Below are 24,298 nucleotides of genomic sequence, written 5' to 3'. Positions count from 1 at the left end.
AAAAAAGGGGCTCGCGCCCCTTTTTGCATTGAAAGCCACCATGAATTTCTCTACCCGCTATCCCAAACTGGCCAGCCTGGCGCCGTTCAGCAAGCAGATGCGCAGTGTCCTCGTCTGCTCCGTCACCGAATGGCTGGAACACCGCGCCTCGAGCAAGGGCGCCGCCCTCGCCTATTACACCCTGTTTTCCATCGCCCCCATCCTCGTGCTGGTGATCGCCATCGCCGGCTTTTTCTATGGCCCGGCCGCCGCGCGCGGCGAGCTGATGGGGCAACTGCAGGGCTTGCTGGGAACGCAGGGCGCCGAAGCCATTCAGCTCGTGCTGGCCGGCGCGAAAAACCATGAACAGGGCCGCATCGCCACCCTCATCGCCAGCGCCCTGCTGCTGTTTGGCGCCACCAGCGTGTTTGCCGAGCTGAAAGCCAGCCTCGACGAAATCTGGCAAGTGCCGCCCTTGAAGGAAGCGGGCGCCTGGGACATGCTGCGCACGCGCCTGCTGTCGTTCGGCCTGGTACTGGTGCTGGCCTTCCTGCTGATGGTGTCGCTGGTGGTCAACGCCGCCATGGCCATCCTCGCCAACTTCTGGGAAGGCGTGTGGAAAGACACGGCCGTGCTGTTTACCATCCTGTCGAACCTGATCGGCTTTGCCGTCATCGCCAGCCTGTTTGCCGTCATCTATAAAATGCTGCCGCGCGTGCGTCTGTCCTGGCGCGACGTGCTGATCGGCGCCATCGGCACGGCTTTCATGTTTTCATTGGGAAAATATGCGATTGGCGTATATATCGGCAACAGCGGCGTGGCCAGCAGCTATGGCGCGGCCGGTTCGCTGGTGGCGCTGCTGCTGTGGGTGTATTACTCGGCGCAAATCTTCTTTCTGGGCGCCGAATTCACGCGCCAGTTCGCCCTGCAGCTGGGCAGCATGAAGGATATGCCAAAGACGGAAGACGGCGACCTGCAAGTGAAGATATTGAAACGCCACCAGTCGTAAGCGATCAGTCTGCATGCAACAACGGCGCCCGCGGGCGCCGTTTTCCATTCTGGAGCCACTACTCGCCCAGCAATTCCGCCACCACTTCCATGCCCTGCACGCGCTCGGCCACGACCTTCACAATGACGATGATGGGCACGCCCAGCAGCAAGCCCCAGACGCCCCACAGCCAGCCCCAGAACAGCAGGCTGATGAACACGGCCGTAGGATTCATGCGGGCGATGCGCCCCGTCATCCAGGTGGTGACAAAAGTGCCGACCAAGGTGGCGATGGCCATCGACGTGCCCGTTACCAGCAAGACCATTTCCAGCGATTCGAACTGCAGGAAGGCGACGAGGCCCGTGGCAATGGTGATGAGCAAGGGGCCGAAATACGGCATGATGTGCAGCAAGCCGGCCACGATGGCCCAGGCGCCCGCGTTTTCCAGGCCGATCACGCGCAGGGCGATCCACATCAGGACGGCCAGCAAGCCATTCGTGACGAGCAACATGAACATATAGTTCTGGATCGAGGTATTGATGTCTTCCAGGATGTGCACGGTGACCTTCTTGCGGCTCAGCGACGGTCCCGTCAGCTTGACGAGCTTGCGCTTGAAGGTGTCGCCCGACAACAGCAGGAAAAACACGAGGAAGATGACCATGGTGGCCTGGCTGACAAAGCCCACCAGACCCAGCGAGCCGGCCCAGACCCAGTCCATGATCTTGAAATTGGGACCTTCGGACGCTGCCGCGGCGCGGCGGTTGTTGCGGCGCGCTTCGGCGCCGGCGGCCACTTGCTCGATCTCATTGGCCACGGCCTGCATCTTCTGGAAGGTGCTGTTCTTGCCACCCGTATTGGCGGCGATCAGGCGCGACAGTTTATGCGTGGCGGCTGGCAACTCTTCAACGATGGATTCGAATTCGCCCTGCACGCGCTCGACCACGACGATGGAGCCGAACAGGATCAGAGCCGTGACGACCGTGGTGCCGATGGCGCGCGGCAGGCGCAGCTTTTCCAGCCAGGCGACGACGGGATTGAGGGTGTAGGCAATGAAAATGCCGAAGATGACGGGAATGAGGAATTTCTGTGCCCACTGCAGCGCATAAATGAAGCTGACGGTGGCGATGATGCCCAGCGCCATGCCACGCGCATTGACATGCAGCGGCAAACGCAAGGATGCGTCCAGGTGCTCCACGGGCGTGCCGGGAAGTGGCCCGGCAGGCTCGGTGGAAGCAGCCGCCACCGGCTCGGGCGGGGTATCTGAAGGCTGGATATGCATGCGATTCCCGCGACGGTCGGTGGTGGGCCGCAGCACCAGCCGTAGGGCTGGCCGCTGCGGCGGGTCAGGCCATTACTTGACGCGGATGTCGTTTTTCACCGACTTCACGCCCTTGACGCCACGGGCAACTTCACCCGCTTTGGCGGCATCGCCAGGCTGGGCAACGAAGCCGCTCAGCTGAACCACGCCCTTGAAGGTTTCCACGTTGATTTCCGTCGATTTCAGGGTAGGCTCGTTGAAGATGCTGGCCTTCACTTTGGTGGTGATGGCCGCGTCGTCGATGTACTCGCCCGTGCCTTCCTTGGTTGGGGTCGAAGCGCAGCCTGCAACGGCGAACAGGGAAGCGACGAAAAGGCCAGTAGCGATAGATTTAGTGAATTTCATGGTTTTTTCCTTAGGAGTGGTCAATCAATGTGCTCACAATGAGCTTCTTATACCAGTGTGGTGACTGCGCGCCGGATGGAGCTCAGTAGCCAAACTGGGTTTTTGCAGCCTTGATACAGTCATCCTTGGCTGCGCCGGCTAATGCATCGCATTTTTCTGTCGCGACCTTGTACTCGGCTTTTCTTTTTGCTTCACGCGCATCGCTGCGCGCTTCGATGACTTTCTTGTCCGCCTTGGCGTCGGCCAGGGCCGCCACCTTGGTGGACTTGGCCAGCTTGACGCAGACATCCTTGTCGTTGCCCGTCACCGCATTGCAGCGCGCCAGGTCGACATCGTAATTGGCATCGGCAATCTTGATGCGCGCCTTGGTGTAGGCGCGCAGGGTATTCGTGTATTGCGCCTGGGCCACGGCTTCATCGTAGGTACGCACGGCCTTTGCTTCGGCGATGCAGACATCCTTCGGATTGCCCGTGATTTTTTCGCACTCGGCATGCGCGAGCTTGTAGTTCAGGGCAGCCTGTTCATTGGCCGCCTTGTAGGCTGCTTTTGCTTCCGGCGTGGCGGCCACTGCCTGGCCGCCCCAGGCGGCGCATGCCAGGCTGACGACGATGGCGGTGAAAAGCTTATTCTTGTTCATATTGTATTTCTCCCTGGTGGTGCCAAACATATCTGCTTGGCATGACTACCGTTTTACGTGGATAGTCGCCGCTCTTCTGTACGCTGCCGTACACAAGTAATTTATTTTGAAAGCAAAAGGGAGACAGAGAGAAATAACAACGTTTTGATGAATCGCCACGGTAAAAAATACCATTTTTGGCAGCAAATATGTACGTGCGGCAGCGTACAGACCCGGGACGGGGGCATGACTAAGATGGCACTACACCCTCACCTCGTCAGGAGAATAAAATGAAAACCAACGCCACCTTGGCCGCACTGATGCTCGCCGCCACAGCCGTACTCAGCGGTTGCGCCACCGGCCCGTCCCAATCACAACAGTATTACCCCGCCAACCAGCCTGAATCCGCCATGTACGGCACCGTCGACTCCATCCAGATCGTGCAGGGTGGCGGCCAAACCAGCGGCGCCGGCGCCGTGGTCGGCGGCATCGCCGGCGCCCTGCTGGGCAATACCATCGGTTCGGGCAGCGGACGCACGGCCGCCACCGTGGCGGGCGCCGTCGCCGGCGGCGTCGTGGGCAACCAGGTCGAAGGCCGCAAGCAGCAGGCCCAGGCTTACCAGATCAGCGTGCGTCTCGACAACGGCGAATACCGTACCGTGGTGCAAGACAACGCCAATGATTTGCGCCCGGGCAACCGCGTGCGCATCGTTGACGGCCGCGTCTACCGCTATTAATCCGCTGGCCAGGCTTGCCAGCAAGCCTGCGCCGGACCACGCACCAACAAGGAGATACCATGGGCACCATCATTCTGATCATCTTGATCCTGGCCCTGGTCGGCGTCCTGCCCACCTGGCCGCATAGCCGCAACTGGGGTTACGGCCCCAGCGGCATCGCCGGCCTGGTCGTAGTGATACTGATCCTGCTATTACTGACAGGCAGGTTGTAAAAAAAGGCGCTACGGCGCCTTTTTTATTTCAAGGAGGAAATATCATGACTATCCACAACATACTATTGGCCACCCTGTTCGCCTGCAGCCTGGCGCCGCTGGCATTGGCCCAGACAGCCACGCCGCAGCCAGGCGACCCGCAACGCTGGTACCAGGAAGACAGCACGGCGCAAGCCCAGCTGCGCACCCTGCGCAAGGAAATCGCCGCCGCCCTGGCCGAGGCCAAAAAAGCCTGCCGTTTGGAACCGTCCGCCGCGCGCGCCACCTGCCTGAAGGATGCACAAGACACCTACCGGCAAGACATGGCGAACGCGGAAAAACTGCGCGAGGCGGCACATCCGCATTGATGCAGCAATGCGGCGTACTCTTGCTCTGTACTCTTGCTCTAATACTCTTGCAACGCCTGGCAAAACCGACGCGCAGCAGGTTTTGACAGGCGTCACTAGGCAGCGTCGCGTTCGTAGGGTGGCAGTTCGTGCACCACGAGCGGCGTATCTTCCGTGACAAAAGCCAGCCAGCCGGCCGCCTTGATCGCGCGCAAGCCATCCTGGTAGCCCTGCTCCCAGCGCCACTCGATCGAACCCTTGGAAAAATTGATATCCTTGGCCGCCATGTGCCAGTCGCGCCCCGCATACGGCAGGCGCACGATGTGCATGGTGCTGTCGCAACCGAGCGCCACCAGTTCTTCCGTCTGCTGGCGGTTGTGCTTGGTGTCGGGCAGGCCGGCATACAATTCGCGCAATTTGCGCTGCAAGGTGTGCGTATTGACATAATCGGCGATATGCCGCTTCGAGCGCGACGCGAAGGTGACATCCTTTTGCCGCGTCTGCACTTCATCGAGGGTGGTCGGTTCCGGCCCTTCCGAGCTCCACAGGTCCACCATGAAGACCAAGGTATCGACGTGGGGCGTGTCGTCGAGCACGGTTTCCAGCGGCGTATTCGAGTACAGGCCGCCATCCCAGTATAAATCGCCATCGACGCGCACGCCGGCAAAGCCGGGCGGCAAGGCGCCGCTGGCGCGGATGTGATCGGCCGTCAGGGCCTGCTGCTGGCTGTCGAAACTGGTGAGGCTGCCGCATTTGACGCGCAGGGCGTTGACGGTCAGGCGCATGCCGCCAGGCTCGTTCAGATAATCGAAATCGACCAGTTCCTCAAGGGTGCTGGCCAGTTCGCTGGTGTCATAAAAACTGGCCTCTTCCGGCTTGACGGCGATTCCGGCCGGAAACAGGCTGAAGGTGCGCGGCTTGAAAAAGCCGGGCACGCCGCGCAGCACCGTATCGAGCGTGGCCAGCCAGATGTTCGAGCGGCGCTGCTGGTCGGAGACCAAATTCATGTCGATGCTGTCGCGGTGCGCCACGCGCTGCCAGAACTGTTTCAGACGCACGAGCCGGTCTTCGTGCTTGTTGCCGGCCAGAATGGCGGCATTGATGGCGCCGATCGAGGTGCCCACCACCCAGTCGGGCGCCAGGCCATGTTCGTGCAGCGCGTGATAGACGCCGGCCTGGTAGGCGCCCAGTGCGCCGCCACCCTGCAGCACCAGCACGATGCGCAGGCGCGAGGGATTTAACTGATTGATCGGTGTCTTCGAATGCGTCATCAAGATGGCCCCTCTGTCCGCCGCGCGAAATACGGCGTGAATCATTGTAAGGGATTGCGTGTATGCGCGCCGGACCTTGAGTGCAGGCAAAAAAAACGCCGTCAATGACGGCGTTCCTGTGCAACACGGCTGGCGTTCAGCGCTTGCGGCGCAGCCAGCTGGCGGCAACGGCGGCCACGGCCACGAGGACCAGGGCCGGCTTGACCAGCTTCTTGCGTCCGATAAACGATAGCGCCGTCAGCACGTAGGGCATGGCGCCTTGCAAACGCATGCCGCCCGGCGCCAGCAGGGACTCGACGCGGTGACCGGCAAAGCCGACCGCCGTCTCGACCACGCCCTGCAGCATCGACTCGGGACGCAATGCATAGCCCACGTTGGCGCGCGCATGCACGATGCCCACGCGGTACATTTCGCCCTGGGCGATCAGCAGGCGCTTGCGGGCGGCTTGCGCCGCCAGTTTGTCGGTTTCCGACATGAATTCTCCTCGTGAGGCAGCTTACATCAGCATGTCGCGGTCGGCCTTCAATTCCGCCATGGTGGCCGGCATCGACAGCTTTCCTTGACGCAGCATGGCGCGCGCATACATGACCAGCGCGATGGCCAGCAGTACGAACACGACCGTCATGATCGCCAGGATCTTCCAGCCCAGGCTATCCCAGGCGAGGAAAACGATCAGCACGCTGCCGTAAGCGATGGCAAACAAGCCCGCCACCGTCGCCAGCGCGAAAATGACAACCAGCTGCAGCATGTGATTGCGCACTTCCGACAGTTCGATGGTGGCCAGTTCCAGCCGCGACAACATCAGTCCGACGGCGTTCTTGGCCAGGCCGGCGACCGAGCCGATCAATCCCGGCCCCTGGTGAGACGAAGCAGACTTGTCCATATCGCTCCTGACAGTGGATTACTTGCGGCCCAGGATGAAGCCGACCAGCACGCCGACGCCAGCGGCAACGGCCACCGTACGCCATGGGTTTTCCTTGACATAGCCGTCTGCCTGGGCAGCCATCTGCTTGGTGGCAACGATGGCCGACGCTTGCGCTTCATGTGCTTTGGCCAGGGCGGCGTCCAGGGTTTTCATGCCCTTGATGCGCACTTCATCGGCTTTTTCGCCGGTCAGGGCGGCAGCGGCGCTGAACAGGGCTTGCGCATCCTTGACGAGGGTTTTGACATCGTTATTAACGGTGGTGATATTATTTTCCAACATGGTTTAGCTCCTTAGCTGTGGATGAATGTAGTTACTATACCTACTTTACTCAAAAACACTATTCCATTAGATCGCGCATATCATCGGCGTGCTCTTCTTCAACAGCCATGATTTTGATCAACAAATGGCGTGTGGTCGGGTCTTTGTCGCCGATTTTTACAATCATCTGGCGATACGACTCGATCGCTACCCGTTCCGCGATCAGATTGGCACGCACCATGCTCTGCACGTCTTCGGAGTCATCATACTCGGCATGGCTACGCGCAAGCAATGTTGCAGGATTAAAATCTGGCTTGCCATTCAATTGCACGATGCGTTCGGCCAGCCAGTCCGCATGTTCCTGCTCCTGCTGCGCATGCTCGAGAAACTCGGCCTTGATGCTGCCATTGTCGCGTCCGCTTACGGTGTAGTAGTGGCGCTTGTAGCGCGCGATACACACCAGCTCGGTGGCCAGCGCGCCATTCAACAGAGTGATCAACTCCTCGCGGTCGGCCTGGTAGCCGGCCGTCACGGCGCCGTCGTCCAGGTTTTTCGCGGCAGCGCGGATGGCCGCCGTATCGATGCCAGCTGGAATCTCAACAGATGTTGGTGTCATGATGCTTCCTTTCAATACTTGCGTGGGTATCCACCGGCCAGGTTGCGGCCGGTGCTGCCTTTGGCTTACAACGCCCCAAGGCGTTTAACGGCGGGCGGGAATCGCCGTGTTGTCCTCGGACAAGACGATTTCCACCCGGCGATTCAGTTGGCGGTTTGCCGCCGTGTCATTGCCGGCGGCCGGATAGGCGGCGCCATAGCCTTTCGTGGCGATGCGGTCGCGGCTGATGCCTTGCTCCAGCAGCGCATTGCGCACGGATTCGGCGCGGCGTTGCGACAATTCCAGGTTGTGCGCGGAGCCGCCCGTGCTATCCGTGAAGCCTTCGATCAGCACGGTGCGCTGCGGGTTGTTTTTCAGCACGTCAGCCAGCTTGCGCGCCGTATTCGCGCCATCGGCCGTCAGATTCGCCTTGTCCGTGCCAAACAGCACGTCGCCCAGGGTGATCACCATGCCGCGCTCGGTTTTCTTGGCCGCCAGATCGGCCAGCTGCGCCTCGAGTCCGGCGGCGCGGGCTTGCGCATCACGGGCCGATGCTTCGGCCGCTTGCGCCTGGGCCTTGGCCGCTTCCGCATCCGCCTGCGCCGACTGGGCGCGGGCCGTGGCCTGGTCAGCCTGCTGCGTGCGCGCATCGAGGCGCAATTGATCGCGCTGCTTGCCGGCGTTGGCGATATCGGCTTCAGCGGCTTTCTGCTTGGCGACTTCTTGTGCCGTGGCTATCTTTTGCTTGGCCAGGTAGGCCAGCTTGTCGACTTTTTCGCTATCTTCCTGGCGCGTGGCGGCCGCGTTTGCCGCTTCCAGGGCAGCGCTCGCTTCACGGAATTCGCGTGGCGCATAGGTCGACACGATCGGGTTCGATTGCGCCGCCATGTAGTCGCCACGCGTCTGGTCGAGCAGGCTGGTGGTGGTCGGTGCGGAGCTGCAGGCGGCGACAAAGGCGGCCATGGCCAGCAGGCCGGGAATGGTGGTGTAAGTAGCTTTTTTCATGATGGGGTCCTAGTTATTGTTATTAGTTATTGTTTTGGGGCTTGCTGATTGGCGCGGTCGAGCTCTTCGCGCATGACGCGGATGTTCTCGTTGATCTCGTCGGCGGCGCTGGTGGCCTTGGCCGAGTTGGCCTTGCTTTGCGCCAGCTTGGCATCGGCTTGCGCCTGGTCGGCCAGGTCGCGCGCCGTCTTGTAGTCGCGGTCTTTCAGCGCCTGGTTGGCCATGCGCATTTTTTCGCGGGCCGAACGCATTTCATCAGGCGCCAGGTCGGCGGCGCCGGCGCTGGCCGCGTTATCGACGGCGGCGCGCGACACGGCGACGTCGGCTGTGGCTGGCGTTTTCAGGCTGGAACAGCCCGTCATCAGGACAACGGCGGTGGCGCAGGCGGCCAAGGCGGCCAACGGGGACATCTTGAAATCTCGGTTTGTCATTTTTCTTCTCCTGGAGAATGTAAGCAGTAAGGTTCATACGTCGGTGCATCTGGAATCAGGAACGGCGTTTGATGTAGACGTTATAGGCTCCGGCTCCCCGCATATCCGTTCGGTGCCGCACATAGGGTAGGAAATCGACAATACTTGCATGGGCAACGTGCGCTAGCGCACGTGCCCGCCAGTAAAACCTGAAACGGCCCCGGCTTCAGGACGATTCCTGTAGCATCATGACTACTTGTACAGAAAGAATCCGCTCATGCCGCTCTCCCGCCGTCAGAAAATAGCCCTCGCCAGCACCGCCGTACTCATCGCCGTGCCCGTCACGGCTTCCATCGTCCTGCTGAACATGGACTGGAACCGCGCCAAACCCTGGCTCAACGCGCGCGTCAGCGAAGCGCTGGCGCGGCCGTTTGCCATCGAGGGCGACCTGGCGCTGACGTGGCAGCAACCGACGGCTGGAGGAAAACAAAGCTGGCGCGACTATTTGCCGTGGCCGCACCTGCAGGCCAAGGATGTGCGTCTGGGCAACCCGAGTGCCATGGCAGGAAGGGACGACGAGGCGCAGCTTGCCACCGTCAGCCAGCTGGCGTTCTCGCTCAATCCGCTGGCCCTGCTGGACAAGAAAATCATCATCCCGCAATTGCGCTTCGACACGCCGCAGGTGCGCTTGCTGCGCAACAAGGACGGCAAGAACAACTGGACCTTCGACAAGCAGGAACAGCCGTCGCCGTGGCAGCTGGAATTGCAAAGCGTGGTCTTCAGCAAGGGCACCGTGACCCTGGACGATGGCGTCAGCAAAACGGCGATGCGCGCCGATGTCGACACCATCGCGGGCGACGCGCGCTACGGCATCGCCTGGACGCTGTCGGGCAAATACCGTGGCGAAACCGTCAAGGGCGGCGGCAAGGCGGGCGGCGTACTGTCGCTGCAGCAGCAAGGCACGCCCTTCCCCATCCAGGCCGACATGCGCGCGGGCGGCAACAGCATGGCCATCGAAGGCACGCTGACGCGCCCGACGAATCTGGCCGCGCTCGACGTGCGCCTGAAGCTGTCCGGACCCAGCATGGCCCGCCTGTATCCATTGACGGGCGTGCTGCTGCCGGAAACGCCGCACTTCAGCACGGAAGGCCATTTGACGGGCACCCTGGCGCCGCGCGGCGGCGAGTGGGTATACGACAAGTTCAGCGGCAAGGTAGGGTCGAGCGACATCAGTGGCAAGCTGGCTTTTTCCGCCAGCATGCCGCGCAAGCGCCTGACGGGCGAAGTCCACTCGCGCCTGCTGCAATTTTCCGACCTCGGTCCGCTGGTGGGCGCCGATTCCAGCGCCAGCAAGAAGGAACGGGGCGTGCCGTCGACGCAGCCGGCTGGCCGCGTCTTGCCGGTGGAAACGTTCAAGACGGAGCGCTGGACCAGCCTGGACGCCGACGTGCGCTACACGGCGGACAAGATCACGCGCGACGCCGAGCTGCCGATCAGCAAGCTCGACACGCATGTGGTATTGACGGATGGCGTGCTGTCCCTGACGCCGCTCAACTTCAACGTGGCGGGCGGCACCCTGACGTCGCAGATCAAGCTCGACGGCAGTGGCAAGGTCATCGCCAACGGCATCGCCGCCGAACTCAAGGCCAGCGCGCGCCATCTGCACATCCAGCAGCTGTTCCCCCGCCTGCCCGCCCTGCAGGCCAGCGTGGGCGAAATCAATGGCGACGCTTCGCTGTCGGCCACGGGCAATTCCGTCGCCACCCTGCTGGGCAGTTCGAACGGCGAAGTGCGCGCGCTGATCAACCGGGGCAGCATCAGCAAGTTGCTGCTGGAAGAAATGGGCTTGAATATCGGCAGCGTCGTGCTGGCAAAACTGTCTGGCGACAAGCAGGTCAAGCTGAACTGCATGGCCGCCGATTTCGCCGTCACCAAGGGACTGATGCGCACGCGCCAGTTCATCGTCGACACGGATGACGCCGTCCTGAATATCGATGGCACGGTGAACCTGGCCGATGAACGGCTGGACCTGACCCTGCGCCCGGACAGCAAAGGCTTGCGCGTCTTTTCGCTGCGCTCGCCCCTGTATGTGCATGGGACTTTCAGCAAGCCCGACGTGAGCGTCGACAAGGGCGTGCTGGCCCTGCGCGCCGGTGGCGCCCTCGCGCTGGCCGTGGTGGCGCCCGTGGCGGCGCTGCTGCCGCTGGTCAATGCCGGCCCCGTCGAGGATAGCGAATGCGCGGCACTGCTGGCCCAGGCGCGCGTCAAGCCCGTGGCGCCCAAGCCGGGGAAAGCCGTACGCAAGGTGCGCTGAACGCGGGGTGGGTGCCTTTACAATTGTTACACGCCTATGTGCGTTGCCGAACAGACCCTGCCTTGCCACAATTCTATTCTGTGATCGTGCCTGAAACACACGGCGTCACGAAGTCATCCGGCCCATACCATGCCGGCGCCACGAGGTCCGAATTCATAGGAGAACTATCATGCAAATCATTAAAAAAATCGCCGCTACCACTTCCGTTGCCGCCCTGCTGCTGAGCCTGACGGCTTGCGCCAACATGTCCGCCCAGGATAAAAATACGGCCATCGGCGCCGGTGTCGGCGCCGTCGCCGGTTCCGTGCTGACGGGCGGCAGCGCTGTCGGCGCAGTCGGCGGCGCCGCTGTCGGCGGCGTGATCGGTAATCAGGTCAAGCCGAAGTAATCGTTGATCAAGAAAGCGGGGTGGGTGCCCAGGCGCCCACCCCGCTTTTTTGCGTCTGTGGCAACAGGAAGGAAAGCCGGGAACTCAGACGAAGACGTTGGCCATGCCGATGGTGCCGCTGTCCTTGACCAGCTCGTAGCAGCGGCAGGAAACGGCTTCCAGGCCAGCCGAATCGAGGATCTCGATATTGCCGCGGCTGTAAGTGATGAGTTTTTGCTGTTGCAGCGCGCTGGCCGCCTTGGTCACGCCGACCCGCCGCACACCGAGGGTATGGGCGAGGAATTCATGCGTGAGGTGGAATTTTTCGGACTGCAGGCGGTCGCGCGTGATCAGCAGCGAACGGGCCAGGCGCGCTTCGAGCACGTGGAAGCGGCTGCACACGGCAATCTGGATGGCTTGCGCCAGCAGGGTGTCCGTGTAGCGGTACAGCAAACGCTGCAGGGACTCGAGCTGGGCGAACTCGGCGCAGAAATCGGCCCGCGCGATGCGGCTGGCCGTGCCGGAACGTTGCACGACTGCACGCACTTGCGCCAGTTCATGACCGAGCGCGACGGAAGCGCCCAGGACGCCTTCGCGGCCGACGGAGCCCACTTCCAGGGTCATGCGGCCTTCCGCCACGGCCAGCAGCGAGATCAGGCAGTCGCCGGGGAAATAGATGTGACCGATAGGCTGGCCAGGTTCGTACAGCACCTCGCCCACCTCGACGGTGACGGTATCGAACAGCGCCGTCAGGTGCCGCAAGTCGTGCTCGGGCAGGCTGGCCAGCAAGCGGTTGCCGGCGTCAGGCGCGCCCGCGGGCGACCCCAGGCCGGATCGGCCTGTATCGCGGGACAGGGTCGTGCTGGCGTTCGTTAGTGGCATTGCTTTTCCTTGGTGTCGTTACAACTCGACATAATTTTTACCTAGCCTACGGTGCAGTACCGTCCCTGTATGTACGGTGACGCACGGAAGCGGGGCAAGCGGTACAGCACACTGGCCGCATGCACGGATAACACGCACTACCCATTTCATTATTTTAAAAAACAAGGAGCCTTCCATGACCACCACCAAATCCCTCCATCCGCTGGTGCTTGCCGCCGCCGTCGCCGTCCTGCTGTTTTGCGGCGTCGGCACGGCGGCCCTGATGGGCTGGCTGCCTTCATCCCAGGGCGATAGCCAGCCGCTGGCAGCGAGCACCTCGGCCGAGCAGATGGCCAGCCTGCAGGCCAACCAGCCGCCAGCGAACCTGCAGCCTGCCGGCGCGCAGCCGCTGGCCGCCCTGCCGCCACAGCAGCAGCAACAGCAACAGCAACAGCAGCAACCCGTGCGCCAGCCGCAGCCCCAGCCGCAACCACAGCAACAATACGCGGCAGCCCCGGCGCCGCAAGTGTGCAGCAATTGCGGCGTGATCGAAGCCATCCATGAAGTCAATACGCGCGCCGAAGGCAGCGGCGTGGGCGCGGCCGGTGGAGCCGTCGTCGGCGGCTTGCTGGGCAACCAGGTAGGCGGCGGTCATGGCAAGCAACTGGCCACCGTGCTGGGCGCTGTTGGCGGCGCCGTGGCCGGTAACCAGATCGAAGGCAGCGTGCGCGCCACGCGCAGCTACAACATCGTCGTGCGCCTCGATAACGGCAAGACGCGCACCGTGCACCAGAGCGCCGCGCCGAACTGGCGCCAGGGCGACCGCGTGCGCATCGTCAACGGCGGCTTGCGCGCCATCGGCTAAGCGAACCGCGGCGGCGCCGCTGCTGCGATTAGTTGCAAATTCGACACACGCCCGGCCCGTCCGGGCGTTTTCTTTTTGATAATGTTCGTTGGCGTACAGATGAGTTTGCCGTCCCGCGAGATGATGCATTCAAGAAAGTTCAACGGATGTCTTCAAGGAGATGCGATGGAAAACGACAAGACAGGCAGTCGCCGGATCTGGCTCGGCTTTATTGGCGGCGGCGTATTGGCCACCGCGCTGGGCTTCTGCGCGCTGGACCTGGCGCCCGTGCAAGCGAGCGCGCCCGTGTTTGGCGTGATGCTGTTGCTGACGGGCGGCATGGTCAGCTGCCTGGCCGGCGCCATCGGCCTGGCAGGCATGCTGGCCTGGATACCGGGCATGGATGGCGAACAGGAACGGCCGCCGCTGCGCGAGCGGAATTTGGCCAAATAAGCTGGCTAAAATAAGGAATAAGTTGGGTAAATCAGGCTTGTGTACGGCACCGTACAGAAAATTTCAGAAACAAAGTAGACAATAAGTCATGGCATCAGCGTTCAGCGACCCAGTCGCCGCGCAATGACAAAAAACCGATGACAGCGCAAGGCCAAGGCAGACGCCGTCATCCACACATTACTCTCGGAGGACACATCATGCTGTATACAATCGCCGTCGTACTCATTATTCTTTGGCTGCTGGGCCTGGTAACTTCCTATACCATTGGCGGCTTCATTCACATTCTGCTGGTGGTCGCCGTGATCATGGTGCTGCTGCGTTTGATCAGCGGGCGCGGTTTATAGAGGCTGGCGCACTGGCTGGACAGGGCGGCGCGCGTGCAAACGGGCGCCGCCTTTTTGCCGCCTTTGCATACAGTGCGTGCGCACTGGCACGCCGCGGCATTTTGCAGTAACGTGTGCAGGTAATTCCTGGGTATGTCCCAATAACAAAACAAGGAGAAAATCCATGAAAGAAACATTCAAAAAAGGCCCTGGCGCCAAATCCCTGATCGGCATGCTGGTGATCGCATTGGCCGCCAGCGGCTGCGCGGACATGTCCGCAACGCAGCGTGGCACGGCCACGGGCGCCGGCGTCGGCGCAGGCCTGGGCGCCTTGATCGGCGGCACGACCGGTGGCGGCAGCAGCGGCCGCACGGCCGGCGGCGCCCTGATCGGCGCGGCAGCGGGCGCCGTCATCGGCAATATCTGGTCGAACCGCATGGAAAACCAGAAGCGCGCGATGGAACAAGCGACACAGGGTACTGGTGTGCAAGTCTCGCAAACGGCCGATAACCGCCTGAAAATGGAAATCCCGAGCGACATTTCCTTCGACACCAACCGCGCCGACATCAAGGGCAACTTCCGCCCCATCCTCGACCGCTTCGCCGCCACGCTGAATGAAAACCCGAACACGACGGTCAGCATCATCGGCCATACGGACAGCACGGGCAGCGACTCCATCAACGAGCCGCTGTCGGTGGAACGCGCCGCCCACACGCGCGACTACCTGGCCATGCGCGGCGTCTCGCCGACCCGCGTCGTCACGGAAGGCCGCGGCGCCCGCGAGCCGATCGCCTCGAATGCGGATGCATCGGGACGCGCACGCAACCGCCGCGTGGAAATTTACGTCGCGGAGTTGGCTCCGCGCTAAGTTGACATGCTTCAATAAAAAACCCGCCGGCAAGGTAACTTGCCGGCGGGTTTTTTTAATTGAAACAGCTTATTTCGACGTCGTTGCCTTGGCGCCGCTTTCACCCTCTTTCGCCACCTTGGCAAAGTCGCCGGCCGTCACGACCGAAACAGCCGATGGCTTCAGGTATTCGCGCAGGCCCTGGTTCACTTGCGCCAGGGTCAAGGCAGCCACCTTCGCTTCCAGGTCCTTGTCGTAGGCCATGGTGCGGTCTTCGGCAAGGTAGCCGGCCAGTTCGCGCGCCAGGCCGCTGTCCTGCGTGCGGCCCACTTCCTGCGATTGCAGCCAGCCTTTCTTCGCTTCGGCCAGTTCCTCTTGCGTGAAGCCGTCGGCCAGTGCCTTGGCGATTTCCTCGCGCAGGGCCGCTTCCACCTTGACCGTGTTTTGCGGCGCGCTGATGGCATACGCCATCCAGTAACCGGCCGGTTCGCGCGACGGAATGCTCACTTGCGAACCGACGCCGTACGACAAGCCTTCCTTCTGGCGGATGCGGTCGGCCAGGCGGCTGCGCAAGGCGCCGCCACCGAGCATGTGATTGGCCATCAGCAAGGCCGGATAGCTGGCGGCGTCATCCTTGAGGGGAATCGGCTGGATGGCGAACAGCACGCTGTTGGCCTTGTCCGGCGTTTCCAGCGTGACTTTCTCGCCGCTGACAGGCTTGACGGCATCAAGAATGCGCACATATGGCTGCTGCGCCTTCCAGCTGCCGTACAGGCTGGCCACTTGCGCCTTCAGCGCAGCCGGATCGAAGTCGCCCACGGCGGCAAAGGTGGCGTTCGACGCGCCATAGTAGGCGCCATGGAAGGCTTTTACATCGGCAACCTTGATGGCTTTCCATTGCGCCAGTTCCGCTGGCAAGGTCGCCACGTGGCGCACATGGCCTTCCGGCGTGGCGTCGAGCAGGCGGCGGAAGGCGTTCACGGCCAGCGGCTGCGGTTCAGGCAATTCCTGCTCCGCGCGGCCGACGCGCTCGCGCTGCAATTCCAGGAATTCCGTTTCGCTCAAGGCCGGCTTTTGCAGCACTTGCGCCAGCAAGTCCATGGCGGCCGGCAAGTTCTCGCGCTTGCCCATCAGCATGGCGGTCACGCCCTCGGCGCCGCCCGAAATCGCCACTTGCGTGCCCAGCTGGTCGAACTTGTCCTTCACTTCCTGGCGCGACAGTTTATCCGTGCCGCGCGACAACAGATTGGCCGTGTAGACACCCACTTGCGCCTTGCCGCGCAAGTTCTCTTCGCTGCCGATCTGCAATTTCAACACGACGCTGACGGTGCTGCCCTTGGTTTTCTTCGGCAGCAAGGCGCCCTTCAGGCCGTTCGGCAAGGTGAAGCGCGTGGTGCGCGCTTCGATATTGTCGGGACTCGGGTCGAATGCTTCGCCCTGCGCCACGACAGCGCGGCCCGTGTAGCCAGCCAGTTGCGGCGCCACGTCGGCGTAGGCCGGCACGACCGTGCGGTCCGGCGCATCGGTGGGAATGAAACGGCCCAGGGTGCGGTTCGAGCTCTTCAGGTATTTCTCGGCCGCCGCCTGCACCTGCGCCGTCGTCAGCTTGTCGAGCTGGTCGCGCTGCAGGAAGAACAAGCGCCAGTCGCCAGCCGCCAGGGACTCCGTCAGGGCGATCGTCATGCGCGCCGTGTTCGACGTGATCAGTTCGACCTGCTTGTTCAGCTGCTGTTTCACGCGCGCCACTTCCGCATCCGTGACCGGCTGCGATTTCAAGTCTTCCAGCACTTTCAGCATGGCCGCTTGCGCCGCGTCGAGGTTGCCATCGACAGGCACCAGCGCGCCAAACAGGTTGTAGCCCGGCTCCAGGTTGCTTACCGAGTTGTATTCGATCTTGCTGGCCAGCTTGGTTTCCACCAGCGCCTTGTGCAGGCGGCCGGCCGGTGCGTCCGTCAGCACGTGACCGAGCACCTCGATGGCGACGGCGTCCGGGTTGCCGGACGGCGCCACGTGGTAGCCGGCGCCGACGAACTGCGTGCCGCCGCTGCGGCGCACCGTCACGGCACGCTCGCCATCTTGCACCGGTTCGGCCGTGTAGGTCGGTTCGATCACGCGCGTCGGTTTCGGAATCTTGCCGAACAGTTCATTGATCTGCTTCAAGACCTTCGCTTCATCGAAGCGGCCCGCCACCATCAGCACGGCGTTATCGGGTTGATAATATTTATGGTAAAACGCACGCAAGCGGGGAATGTTCACCTGCTCGATGTCGGAACGGGCGCCGATGGTCGACTTGCCGTAGTTGTGCCAGTCGTAGGCGATGGCCTGGATGCGCTCGCTCGTCACGCCGATCGGGTCGCTCTCGCCCATCTCGAACTCGTTGCGCACGACGGTCATTTCGCCCTTCTGCGTCGTCGGATTCCACAGGTCGTTCTGGTCGATGGCCGCGTTGACCATGCGGTCCGCTTCCATGGCCAGCATCTGGCGCAGGTTGTCGTCGTTGGCGGGGAAAGTGGCGTAGTAATTGGTACGGTCGTACCAGGTGGTGCCGTTGAAATCGGCCCCCGTCGAGTTCAGGATCTCGACCGGGGTTTTCGTGCCCTTCTTGATGCCGAAGTTTGCGCTGGGCTTGAACAGCAAGTGCTCGAGCAAGTGGGCCATGCCCGTTTCGCCATAGTTTTCATGGCGCGAACCGACCAGGTAGACGATGTTGGTGGTCAGGGTCGGCTTGCTGGCATCGGGGAACAGCAGCACGCGCAAGCCATTGGCCAGCCGGTATTCGGTAATGCCTTCGACGGACGTGACCTTGACGGCGGCGGCGCGGTTCGGCGCGGCCTTGCCGGTTTTCTGAGTCGGCGCCGCTTCAACGGGGGTGGCGGCCAGGATGAACGACGGCGACAGGATGCCGGCGGCAAGCAGGAGGGCAGTAATGGGTTTCAAGGCAGAGTCCTGGTAACACTACGTTATTAGACAAGCGCACAAGCGGGCGCAATGGAATACGAACGCAAGAATTGCCATGGACCCGCGCTGCGTCTTCGCTGCCCAGGGAAATCATTGCTCTCGCAATTTACGTCATGCTTGTCAGTTACGCAAGTGCCTGTCATCGAGCTGTTATGTGCGCGTGTTATACTCCACGGTTCCAGAACTATCTGCCTGTATATGAGACGAGCTCTCGTCCTGCTCTGCCTTTTTGTTTTCATCGCGTTACCCCAGGCGTTCGCCAGCATGGCCTACGCCAGCCCTTCCCCATTCCAGCACCTTGATGTGGCCGGCGTTGCCGCCACGCCTGCCGCAGATTGCATTGCCCCCAGCGCCCATGCCGGATTGCCCGGCGACAGCTGCACTGCCGACGAATGCGACAACGATCCCATCACGCTGTACCCGAGCTCGCGCCAGGCCGTGCCGTTTTACGCCATCATTTGGCAAGCGGGACCGGGCGCACTTTCCGAAGCGGACGTGCGGCTGGCCACCCGGCCGCCGCGCGTCCGCCACTGAGACGAACACTGCAGCACCCATCACGCCCGGGGCACAAGCCGCCAGGCAAGCTTGATACTTACTGACTTTACAAGGTTACACACATGGAATGGTTATTTGACCCGACAATCTGGGTCGGCCTGCTGACGCTGGTCGTACTGGAAATCGTACTGGGTATCGACAACCTGATTTTCATCGCCATCCTGGCCGAGAAGCTGCCGCCGCACCAGCGCGACAAAGCCCGGGTGCTGGGCCTGACCCTGGCCCTCGTCATGCGCCTGGGCCTGCTCTCGCTGATTTCCTGGCTGGTCACACTGACGACGCCATTGTTTTCCATATTGACGTTCTCGTTCTCGGGGCGCGACCTGATCCTGCTCCTCGGCGGCCTGTTCCTGCTGTTCAAGGCCACCAGCGAGCTGCACGAGCGCCTCGAAGGCGTCACGCATGCCCAGACGGGCCCGAAAGTCTACGCGGGCTTCGGCCTCGTGGTGGCGCAGATCGTCGTGCTCGACGCCGTCTTTTCGCTCGACGCCGTCATCACGGCCGTCGGCATGGTGGAAAACCTGTATGTCATGATGGCGGCCGTCGTCATTTCCATCGTCGTCATGATGCTGGCCTCGAAGGTGCTGACGCGCTTCGTCAACGCCCACCCCACCGTCGTCGTGCTGTGCCTGAGCTTCCTGCTGATGATCGGTCTGTCGCTGGTGGCCGAAGGCCTGGGCTTCCACATTCCGAAAGGCTATCTGTACGCCGCCATCGGTTTCTCGATCGTCATCGAGTTCTTCAACCAGCTGGCGCGCCGCAACTTCCTCAAGCTGCAATCGAACGCCCCGCTGCGCGACCGCACGGCGCAAGCCGTGCTGAGCCTGCTGGGCGGACGCAAGGGCCGCGAAACCGTCGAAGAGCACGAAGTCAAGGAATTGCCCGACGTCTCCGCCTTCGGCGTGGAAGAGCGCAACATGGTCAGCGGCGTGCTGACCCTGGCCGAGCGCTCGATCCGCTCCGTCATGACGCCGCGCGGCGACGTGTCGTGGGTCAACCTGAACGACAGCAGCGACAAGATGCTGCAACTGCTGCGCGAAACGCCGCACAGCATGATTCCTGTCTGCAATGATGACCTCGACAATGTGATCGGCATCGCGCGCAGCAAGGACCTGATCGAAGATTTGGTGTCGCACGGCAAGATCGACCCGGCCAGCATGCGCGAAGCCGTCGTCGTGCCGGAAGCGGCCGGCGTGCTGAAAGCCATGGAAACCCTGAAGCGCTCGCGCGGCCAGCTGGTGCTGGTGGTCGACGAGTTCGGCACCGTGCAAGGCGTGCTCACGCCAATCGACATCCTGGAAGCCATCGCCGGCGAATTCCCCGACGAGGACGAGCAGCCCGACGTGGAAGTGCTGGGCCCCGGCCACTGGCGCATCGACGGCGCGACGGACCTGCATTACCTGGAGCAAGTGTTCGAAACGGAAACCCTGGTCAGCGAAGACGGCGAGTACAACTCGCTGGCAGGCTTCCTGCTGGCGCATTTCGAGAACATGCCGGCCGTGGGCGAAGTACTGGAACTCGACGACTTGCGCTACGAAATCGTCGAAGCGGACGAGCGCCGCATCGCCTGCGTGGACGTACGCCGCATCGAGCCCGATCACAGTTTGTAACACAATGGCAAGCGTGCCCCGCTTGCCATGCCGTATGCTGGGGGCTGCCTTTTTTGGAGACGCCAACATGAAACATTCTTTGCTACGCTTGAGCCTGCTGGCTTGCGCCGCCTTGGGCAGCCAGGCCAGTGCCCAGGCCGCCTCGCCATCCACCACCATCAAGCCGGGCCTGTGGCAAGTCGACAGCAAGATGGCGTCGCCGGACGCCGCCACCGACAACGCCATGTCCATGGTGCTGCAGCAACTGGGCAACCTTCCTCCCGACCAACGCAAGCAGCTGGAAAGCATGGCGGCCAGCCGCGGCATGGCCATGCCCACCGTGGGCGCTGACGGCGCCGTGCGCGTGACGGCGTGCGTGACGCCGGAAATGGCCGCGCGCAAGCAGATTCCCACGGGCCAGCCCGGCGATTGCACCTCGAAGAACAAAGACATCGCGGGCGGCATGCAGGTGTCGTTTACATGCGCGAATCCAAAGTCGAGCGGCGAAGGCAAGGTGCTGTTCAGCGGCGACCAGGCGTTCAACATGCAGCTGGCGGTGACGACCAGCGCGCGCGGCACGCCCGAACAGGTGAATGTGACGAGCAACGGCAAGTGGCTGGGAGCTAGCTGCCCTGCCCCTTCAACCGCTGCTGGTCAGAAACCGTGACGGAAGCCCATGTTGAAGGCGGCGTCGCCACGGCCCGCATCGCTGGCATTGCCCACCGTGTAGCGGGCGCCATTCTTGTTGTGGATCTTCGCGTAGGACGCGTAGAAATCGCTGCGTTTTGACAGCGAATACGTGAGGCCGACGGCCACCTGTTTGGCATCGCGGTTGGCCAGGTCGCGGTCATCCTTGCGCACGTACGAGGCCAGCAGCTTGAAGCCGCCCACGGGTACGGACACGCCCAGCAAGGTGTCGCGGCTGTCCGACGACGACATCGACAGGGCCAGCGAGCTGTAGGCATTGTTCGGGTCCCACGGCGAACTGCCATAGCCCTTGTTCACGCCCACGGCGGCAAAGGCGGTGGCCACTTTCAGGTCGATATTGGCCGCGATCAGGGTGTTGCGGGCCGACATGTCGATGGCGGGCAAGGTACCGGAGGCGAGGATGAAGTTGTTCTTGCGCTGATGCGACACGCTGACATTCACGGCACCGGACGAATAGCCGAGGGTGGCGCCATAGGCGCGGTTGTTGGCGCTGCTGTACGGCGACTCGCCGAAACTGTAGATGGCGCTGGCGGTCACGCCGCGCAAGGCCGGTGTCACGTATTTGACGGTATTGTCGTAGCGTTTCACGCTGTAGCCGGCCAGATTGCTGGCGCTGCCGGCCATGCCGCCCTTGAACGGGTCGGCCACGTCGGTCAGGGTCAGGTATTGCAGATTGTACTGGCGCCCCAGGGTCAGCGCGCCCAGGCGGCTGTCGAGGCCCACGTAAGCCTGGCGGCCGAACAATCGGCCCTCTTCCGACTGGCCCGTGTCGTTCTGAATGCCCGCTTCCAGGGTGAACACGGCCGTGACGTCATTGCCCAGCGCTTCGCGGCCCTCCACGCCCAGGCGCGAGCCGGACGCGACGCCGCCGGACACCTTTGCGCCGGCGCAATTGGCGGCGCAGCCGCGTTCGGCCACGATGCCCGCGTCGAGCACGCCGTACACGGCAACGTTACTGGATGCGGCACTGCCTGCGCCATCGGCAGCCTGGGCCGTCGCGCCCAGCGCGAAAGGCCCCATCCCTATCACAGCAAGCGCAAAATACGAGGTCTTCATGATAAATATCTCGGTAACGTGAATGAAACTTCCCGGTATTGATCAGGACATGCGCTGTGTGTCTGATCTCAGTGTTACCTTATCCCCGCTTTTTGTCCAGCCATCCGTGCGTTGTACAACAGAAACTTCAGCTTAGCCCCAGGAAATGCGTCGTACACTGACAACACGCAAGATTGACCATGATTGTGGCAATTTGCGGCAAAATGATGTGAATTGCAGGCCCTGCCGTAAAGCAATGTTCGGTGGCGAACGTTGCTCGATCTGACGCAGGCGGTACACTACTGGTTTTACCGACAGCGGCTCGCCCGTTTTTTCTGCATGCTAGCTATCCTCGAACGCATTGACCCCAACTCCAGCAATATCGACTTGCTGGTGGAATTATTCAACTCACTGCGTCCCAAGCGCTCCCACGACAGCGCTACCGCGATTGCCAACGTGCGCACCCTGCGCCAGCTACTCAAAGGTAACCCCGCGCAAGCGCGCGCCCTGCACGAATACGTGCTGCGCGTGCTGGCCGCGCGCCGCCACGCCAGCCTGTACACCGATATCGGCGTGCTGTCGAACAGCGGTTTTTTCACGGAATTGAAACGCCGCATCGCCTACCGCATGCTGCCGCCCGCCCTGGGCGATGAGTACCTGAACGACGCGCTCGACCAGGTGCTGTACCTGAAGACCGATTATTTGTGGATCAGCAACGTGCCGGCCACGGACTGGCTGGAACTGTTCGACGTATTGACCAGCGACGACATCGAACTGGCCGTCGGCGATGGCAACATCATGCTGCCGGGCATGCTCGACGCCATCCGCACCCTGTCCTACCGCGTCTGCGCCATGGGGCTGGAACCGGAATTGACGCGTTTCCACAATGAAATCGAAGTGTTCCAGTCGCCGTTCATGGTGCAGAACACGGAAGTGAACGCCTACCTGGACGCCTATACAAGCCTGCTGCAAGGCGACATCGAGCACATCGAGGACGCGCGCCATTTGCTGGTGATGCTGGACCAGTGCGACGCCGTCATCGCCAAGATCCGCAAGAAAGCGCTGTACCAGGGCACCAGCATTCCCCTCACGTATTTATTGGTAGCCTTGGCGCAAAGCATCGAGCGCCTGCGCAAGCTGCTGTTTCTCGTCGACACGAGCGGCGAACTGCCCGCATCGAACAACGTGGACATCGCCGCCATCACGGTCGACGCCACGCAAGACTTGCTGCACCCGCAACCCGTCAGCCGCCGCCGCGCGGGCGCCGTCGGGCTGGCGCTGGAACTGATACGCGCGCATAACCACAAGTACAAGGTCAGCGACCTGTTTTCCGACAATATCAACTTGCTGGCGCGCAATGTGACGGAAAACGCGAGCCGCACGGGCGAGCACTACATCGCGGAAAACCGCCGCGAAATGGGTGCCATGTTCCTCTCGTCCGCGGGCGCCGGCATCATCATCGGCTTCATGGCCCTGTTCAAGATATTGATGTCGTATTTGCGCTCGGCGCCGCTGGTCGAAGCGTTCATGTTCAGCATGAATTACTCGATCGGCTTCATGTTCATCCACTTGCTGCACTTCACGGTCGCCACCAAGCAGCCGGCCATGACGGCCTCGCGCATCGCCGCCGGCCTGCACAGCAAGGATGGCCGGAATATCGACCTCGACAGCATGGCCGAACTGATCAACAAGGTCTTCCGCACGCAAAACATGGCCGTGCTGGGCAACCTGGCCACCGCCATTCCCACGGCCTGGCTGATCGCGCTCGGCTACAAGGCGATCACGGGGCACAACCTGGTCACGCCCGAGAAGGCCATGCACTTGCTGCACGATATCGACCCCATCGGCAGCCCCGCCATCTTCTACGCGATGATCGCCGGCGTGTGCCTGTTCGTCGCAGGCCTGATTTCCGGCTACTATGACAACCAGGCCCTGTACACGCGCTGGGCCCAGCGCATCGCGCAATTGCGCGGCCTGGGACGGGTGATCGGCCAGGAGCGCTTGCAACGGCTGGGCCTGTACCTGGAAAACAACCTGGGCGGGCTGATGGGTAATTTCTATTTCGGTATCTTGCTGGGCTCCATCGGCACCCTGGGCTTTTTGATCGGCTTGCCGATCGATATCCGCCACATCACCTTCTCGGCCGCCAACTTCGCCACGGCCCTGGTGGGCCTCGACCACAACATGAGCTGGCAACTGGCCGTCAAGTCGCTGTCGGGTATCTTCGCCATCGGCACGGCCAACCTGCTGGTCAGCTTCGGCCTGGCCCTGTGGGTGGCCCTGCGTTCGCGCCAGGTGCGCTTCAAGCACGGCATGCAATTATTGAAGATTCTGGGCAAGCGCTTCCTGCGCTCGCCCATCGTCTTTTTCTTCGGCTCGAAAAACCCGCCACCGCTGGCACTGGCCGATGAATCGGCAAACCTGTCACTGACAAACAAGGCTCAAAAATGACCGCTAGG

At 62.2% G+C, this 24,298-nt stretch carries 27 protein-coding genes; 14 read left to right on the top strand and 13 right to left on the bottom strand.

Annotation, left to right across the window (positions count from 1 at the left end):
• Window positions 1-40: 40 nt before the first annotated feature.
• Complete coding sequence (locus MRBLMS1_RS10400) at window positions 41-988, top strand: YihY/virulence factor BrkB family protein (RefSeq protein WP_034758909.1); 948 nt, start codon at window positions 41-43, stop codon at window positions 986-988.
• Window positions 989-1,046: 58 nt separating this feature from the next.
• Here MRBLMS1_RS10400 and MRBLMS1_RS10395 read toward each other — a convergent pair whose 3' ends face one another.
• From MRBLMS1_RS10395 to MRBLMS1_RS10385, 3 genes are all read right to left on the bottom strand, one after another.
• Window positions 1,047-2,246, bottom strand: a complete 1,200-nt coding sequence (locus tag MRBLMS1_RS10395; protein WP_485879355.1) for an AI-2E family transporter — start codon at window positions 2,244-2,246, stop codon at window positions 1,047-1,049.
• Between the two features lie 72 nt (window positions 2,247-2,318).
• On the bottom strand, window positions 2,319-2,630 hold the full coding sequence (locus MRBLMS1_RS10390; RefSeq protein WP_128140016.1) for a BON domain-containing protein: 312 nt from the start codon (window positions 2,628-2,630) through the stop codon (window positions 2,319-2,321).
• Window positions 2,631-2,712: 82 nt separating this feature from the next.
• Window positions 2,713-3,267 (bottom strand): hypothetical protein, encoded by a 555-nt coding sequence (locus MRBLMS1_RS10385; protein WP_034758917.1) that lies wholly within the window; start codon window positions 3,265-3,267, stop codon window positions 2,713-2,715.
• A gap of 269 nt (window positions 3,268-3,536) precedes the next feature.
• Here MRBLMS1_RS10385 and MRBLMS1_RS10380 point away from each other — a divergent pair, with 269 nt between their 5' ends.
• From MRBLMS1_RS10380 to MRBLMS1_RS10370, 3 genes are read left to right on the top strand one after another with little or no spacing between them, the layout of a single operon-like run.
• Window positions 3,537-3,983: an outer membrane lipoprotein gene (locus MRBLMS1_RS10380; RefSeq protein ID WP_128140018.1), complete on the top strand. Its 447-nt coding sequence runs from the start codon at window positions 3,537-3,539 to the stop codon at window positions 3,981-3,983.
• Between the two features lie 59 nt (window positions 3,984-4,042).
• A complete protein-coding gene (locus MRBLMS1_RS10375; protein ID WP_010396415.1) occupies window positions 4,043-4,195 on the top strand; it encodes a DUF3309 family protein in 153 nt (50 codons plus the stop codon).
• A 44-nt stretch (window positions 4,196-4,239) separates the two neighbouring features.
• Window positions 4,240-4,542 carry a hypothetical protein gene (locus MRBLMS1_RS10370; RefSeq protein WP_485879352.1) on the top strand — a complete coding sequence of 101 codons (303 nt, stop codon included), beginning with the start codon at window positions 4,240-4,242 and terminating at the stop codon, window positions 4,540-4,542.
• Window positions 4,543-4,637: 95 nt separating this feature from the next.
• Here MRBLMS1_RS10370 and MRBLMS1_RS10365 read toward each other — a convergent pair whose 3' ends face one another.
• From MRBLMS1_RS10365 to MRBLMS1_RS10335, 7 genes are all read right to left on the bottom strand, one after another.
• On the bottom strand, window positions 4,638-5,792 hold the full coding sequence (locus tag MRBLMS1_RS10365) for a patatin-like phospholipase family protein (RefSeq protein WP_139090914.1): 1,155 nt from the start codon (window positions 5,790-5,792) through the stop codon (window positions 4,638-4,640).
• Window positions 5,793-5,928: 136 nt separating this feature from the next.
• Window positions 5,929-6,267, bottom strand: a complete 339-nt coding sequence (locus MRBLMS1_RS10360) for a hypothetical protein (RefSeq protein WP_034758933.1) — start codon at window positions 6,265-6,267, stop codon at window positions 5,929-5,931.
• 21 nt (window positions 6,268-6,288) lie between these two features.
• Window positions 6,289-6,675, bottom strand: a complete 387-nt coding sequence (locus MRBLMS1_RS10355) for a phage holin family protein (RefSeq protein ID WP_070224915.1) — start codon at window positions 6,673-6,675, stop codon at window positions 6,289-6,291.
• 18 nt (window positions 6,676-6,693) lie between these two features.
• The gene (locus MRBLMS1_RS10350; protein WP_034758939.1) at window positions 6,694-6,996 is read right to left on the bottom strand and encodes an ElaB/YgaM/YqjD family protein; all 303 of its coding nucleotides are present in this window, start codon (window positions 6,994-6,996) and stop codon (window positions 6,694-6,696) included.
• Between the two features lie 58 nt (window positions 6,997-7,054).
• Entirely contained in the window at window positions 7,055-7,591 is a 537-nt protein-coding gene (locus MRBLMS1_RS10345) for a ferritin-like domain-containing protein (protein WP_070304102.1), read from the bottom strand.
• Between the two features lie 84 nt (window positions 7,592-7,675).
• Complete coding sequence (locus MRBLMS1_RS10340) at window positions 7,676-8,575, bottom strand: OmpA family protein (protein ID WP_034758945.1); 900 nt, start codon at window positions 8,573-8,575, stop codon at window positions 7,676-7,678.
• 26 nt (window positions 8,576-8,601) lie between these two features.
• Window positions 8,602-9,006 carry a DUF4398 domain-containing protein gene (locus MRBLMS1_RS10335; RefSeq protein WP_051992010.1) on the bottom strand — a complete coding sequence of 135 codons (405 nt, stop codon included), beginning with the start codon at window positions 9,004-9,006 and terminating at the stop codon, window positions 8,602-8,604.
• A gap of 256 nt (window positions 9,007-9,262) precedes the next feature.
• On the opposite strand from MRBLMS1_RS10335, the gene MRBLMS1_RS10330 reads away from it, so the two are divergent.
• Window positions 9,263-11,299: an AsmA family protein gene (locus MRBLMS1_RS10330; RefSeq protein WP_485879348.1), complete on the top strand. Its 2,037-nt coding sequence runs from the start codon at window positions 9,263-9,265 to the stop codon at window positions 11,297-11,299.
• Between the two features lie 169 nt (window positions 11,300-11,468).
• Window positions 11,469-11,687: a glycine zipper 2TM domain-containing protein gene (locus tag MRBLMS1_RS10325; protein WP_086138583.1), complete on the top strand. Its 219-nt coding sequence runs from the start codon at window positions 11,469-11,471 to the stop codon at window positions 11,685-11,687.
• A gap of 84 nt (window positions 11,688-11,771) precedes the next feature.
• On the opposite strand, the gene MRBLMS1_RS10320 is transcribed toward MRBLMS1_RS10325, so the two are convergent.
• A complete protein-coding gene (locus MRBLMS1_RS10320; RefSeq protein WP_223278904.1) occupies window positions 11,772-12,548 on the bottom strand; it encodes a Crp/Fnr family transcriptional regulator in 777 nt (258 codons plus the stop codon).
• A gap of 175 nt (window positions 12,549-12,723) precedes the next feature.
• On the opposite strand from MRBLMS1_RS10320, the gene MRBLMS1_RS10315 reads away from it, so the two are divergent.
• The 4 genes from MRBLMS1_RS10315 to MRBLMS1_RS10300 all read left to right on the top strand — a co-directional run bounded on the left by MRBLMS1_RS10315 (window position 12,724) and on the right by MRBLMS1_RS10300 (window position 15,015).
• A complete protein-coding gene (locus MRBLMS1_RS10315; RefSeq protein WP_485879345.1) occupies window positions 12,724-13,392 on the top strand; it encodes an outer membrane lipoprotein in 669 nt (222 codons plus the stop codon).
• Window positions 13,393-13,557: 165 nt separating this feature from the next.
• Window positions 13,558-13,824 (top strand): hypothetical protein, encoded by a 267-nt coding sequence (locus tag MRBLMS1_RS10310; RefSeq protein ID WP_485879343.1) that lies wholly within the window; start codon window positions 13,558-13,560, stop codon window positions 13,822-13,824.
• 197 nt (window positions 13,825-14,021) lie between these two features.
• Window positions 14,022-14,168 carry a lmo0937 family membrane protein gene (locus MRBLMS1_RS10305; RefSeq protein WP_010396376.1) on the top strand — a complete coding sequence of 49 codons (147 nt, stop codon included), beginning with the start codon at window positions 14,022-14,024 and terminating at the stop codon, window positions 14,166-14,168.
• Between the two features lie 211 nt (window positions 14,169-14,379).
• Window positions 14,380-15,015: a YiaD family glycine zipper/OmpA-like lipoprotein gene (locus MRBLMS1_RS10300; protein ID WP_128140864.1), complete on the top strand. Its 636-nt coding sequence runs from the start codon at window positions 14,380-14,382 to the stop codon at window positions 15,013-15,015.
• A 69-nt stretch (window positions 15,016-15,084) separates the two neighbouring features.
• On the opposite strand, the gene MRBLMS1_RS10295 is transcribed toward MRBLMS1_RS10300, so the two are convergent.
• Window positions 15,085-17,931, bottom strand: a complete 2,847-nt coding sequence (locus MRBLMS1_RS10295; RefSeq protein ID WP_485879341.1) for a M16 family metallopeptidase — start codon at window positions 17,929-17,931, stop codon at window positions 15,085-15,087.
• A gap of 285 nt (window positions 17,932-18,216) precedes the next feature.
• Here MRBLMS1_RS10295 and MRBLMS1_RS10290 point away from each other — a divergent pair, with 285 nt between their 5' ends.
• From MRBLMS1_RS10290 to MRBLMS1_RS10280, 3 genes are all read left to right on the top strand, one after another.
• A complete protein-coding gene (locus MRBLMS1_RS10290) occupies window positions 18,217-18,486 on the top strand; it encodes a hypothetical protein (protein ID WP_128140025.1) in 270 nt (89 codons plus the stop codon).
• An 83-nt stretch (window positions 18,487-18,569) separates the two neighbouring features.
• Window positions 18,570-20,117, top strand: a complete 1,548-nt coding sequence (locus MRBLMS1_RS10285) for a TerC family protein (protein WP_485879339.1) — start codon at window positions 18,570-18,572, stop codon at window positions 20,115-20,117.
• A 67-nt stretch (window positions 20,118-20,184) separates the two neighbouring features.
• A complete protein-coding gene (locus MRBLMS1_RS10280) occupies window positions 20,185-20,763 on the top strand; it encodes a DUF3617 domain-containing protein (protein WP_485879338.1) in 579 nt (192 codons plus the stop codon).
• Here the strand turns inward: MRBLMS1_RS10280 and MRBLMS1_RS10275 are convergent.
• Window positions 20,751-21,860 carry a porin gene (locus MRBLMS1_RS10275; protein ID WP_485879337.1) on the bottom strand — a complete coding sequence of 370 codons (1,110 nt, stop codon included), beginning with the start codon at window positions 21,858-21,860 and terminating at the stop codon, window positions 20,751-20,753. The genes MRBLMS1_RS10280 and MRBLMS1_RS10275 overlap by 13 nt on opposite strands.
• A 318-nt stretch (window positions 21,861-22,178) precedes the next feature.
• Between MRBLMS1_RS10275 and MRBLMS1_RS10270 the strand changes: the two genes are divergently transcribed.
• Window positions 22,179-24,290, top strand: a complete 2,112-nt coding sequence (locus MRBLMS1_RS10270; RefSeq protein WP_128140029.1) for a site-specific recombinase — start codon at window positions 22,179-22,181, stop codon at window positions 24,288-24,290.
• The last annotated feature ends 8 nt before the right edge of the window (window positions 24,291-24,298 follow it).

This window comes from Massilia sp. LMS1-1-1.1, assembly GCF_040815535.1.
Lineage (GTDB): Bacteria > Pseudomonadota > Gammaproteobacteria > Burkholderiales > Burkholderiaceae_D > Janthinobacterium > Janthinobacterium aestuarii.
The sequence above is the reverse complement of the archived record's forward strand: the minus strand, read 5'-3'. Positions and strand labels throughout refer to the sequence as shown.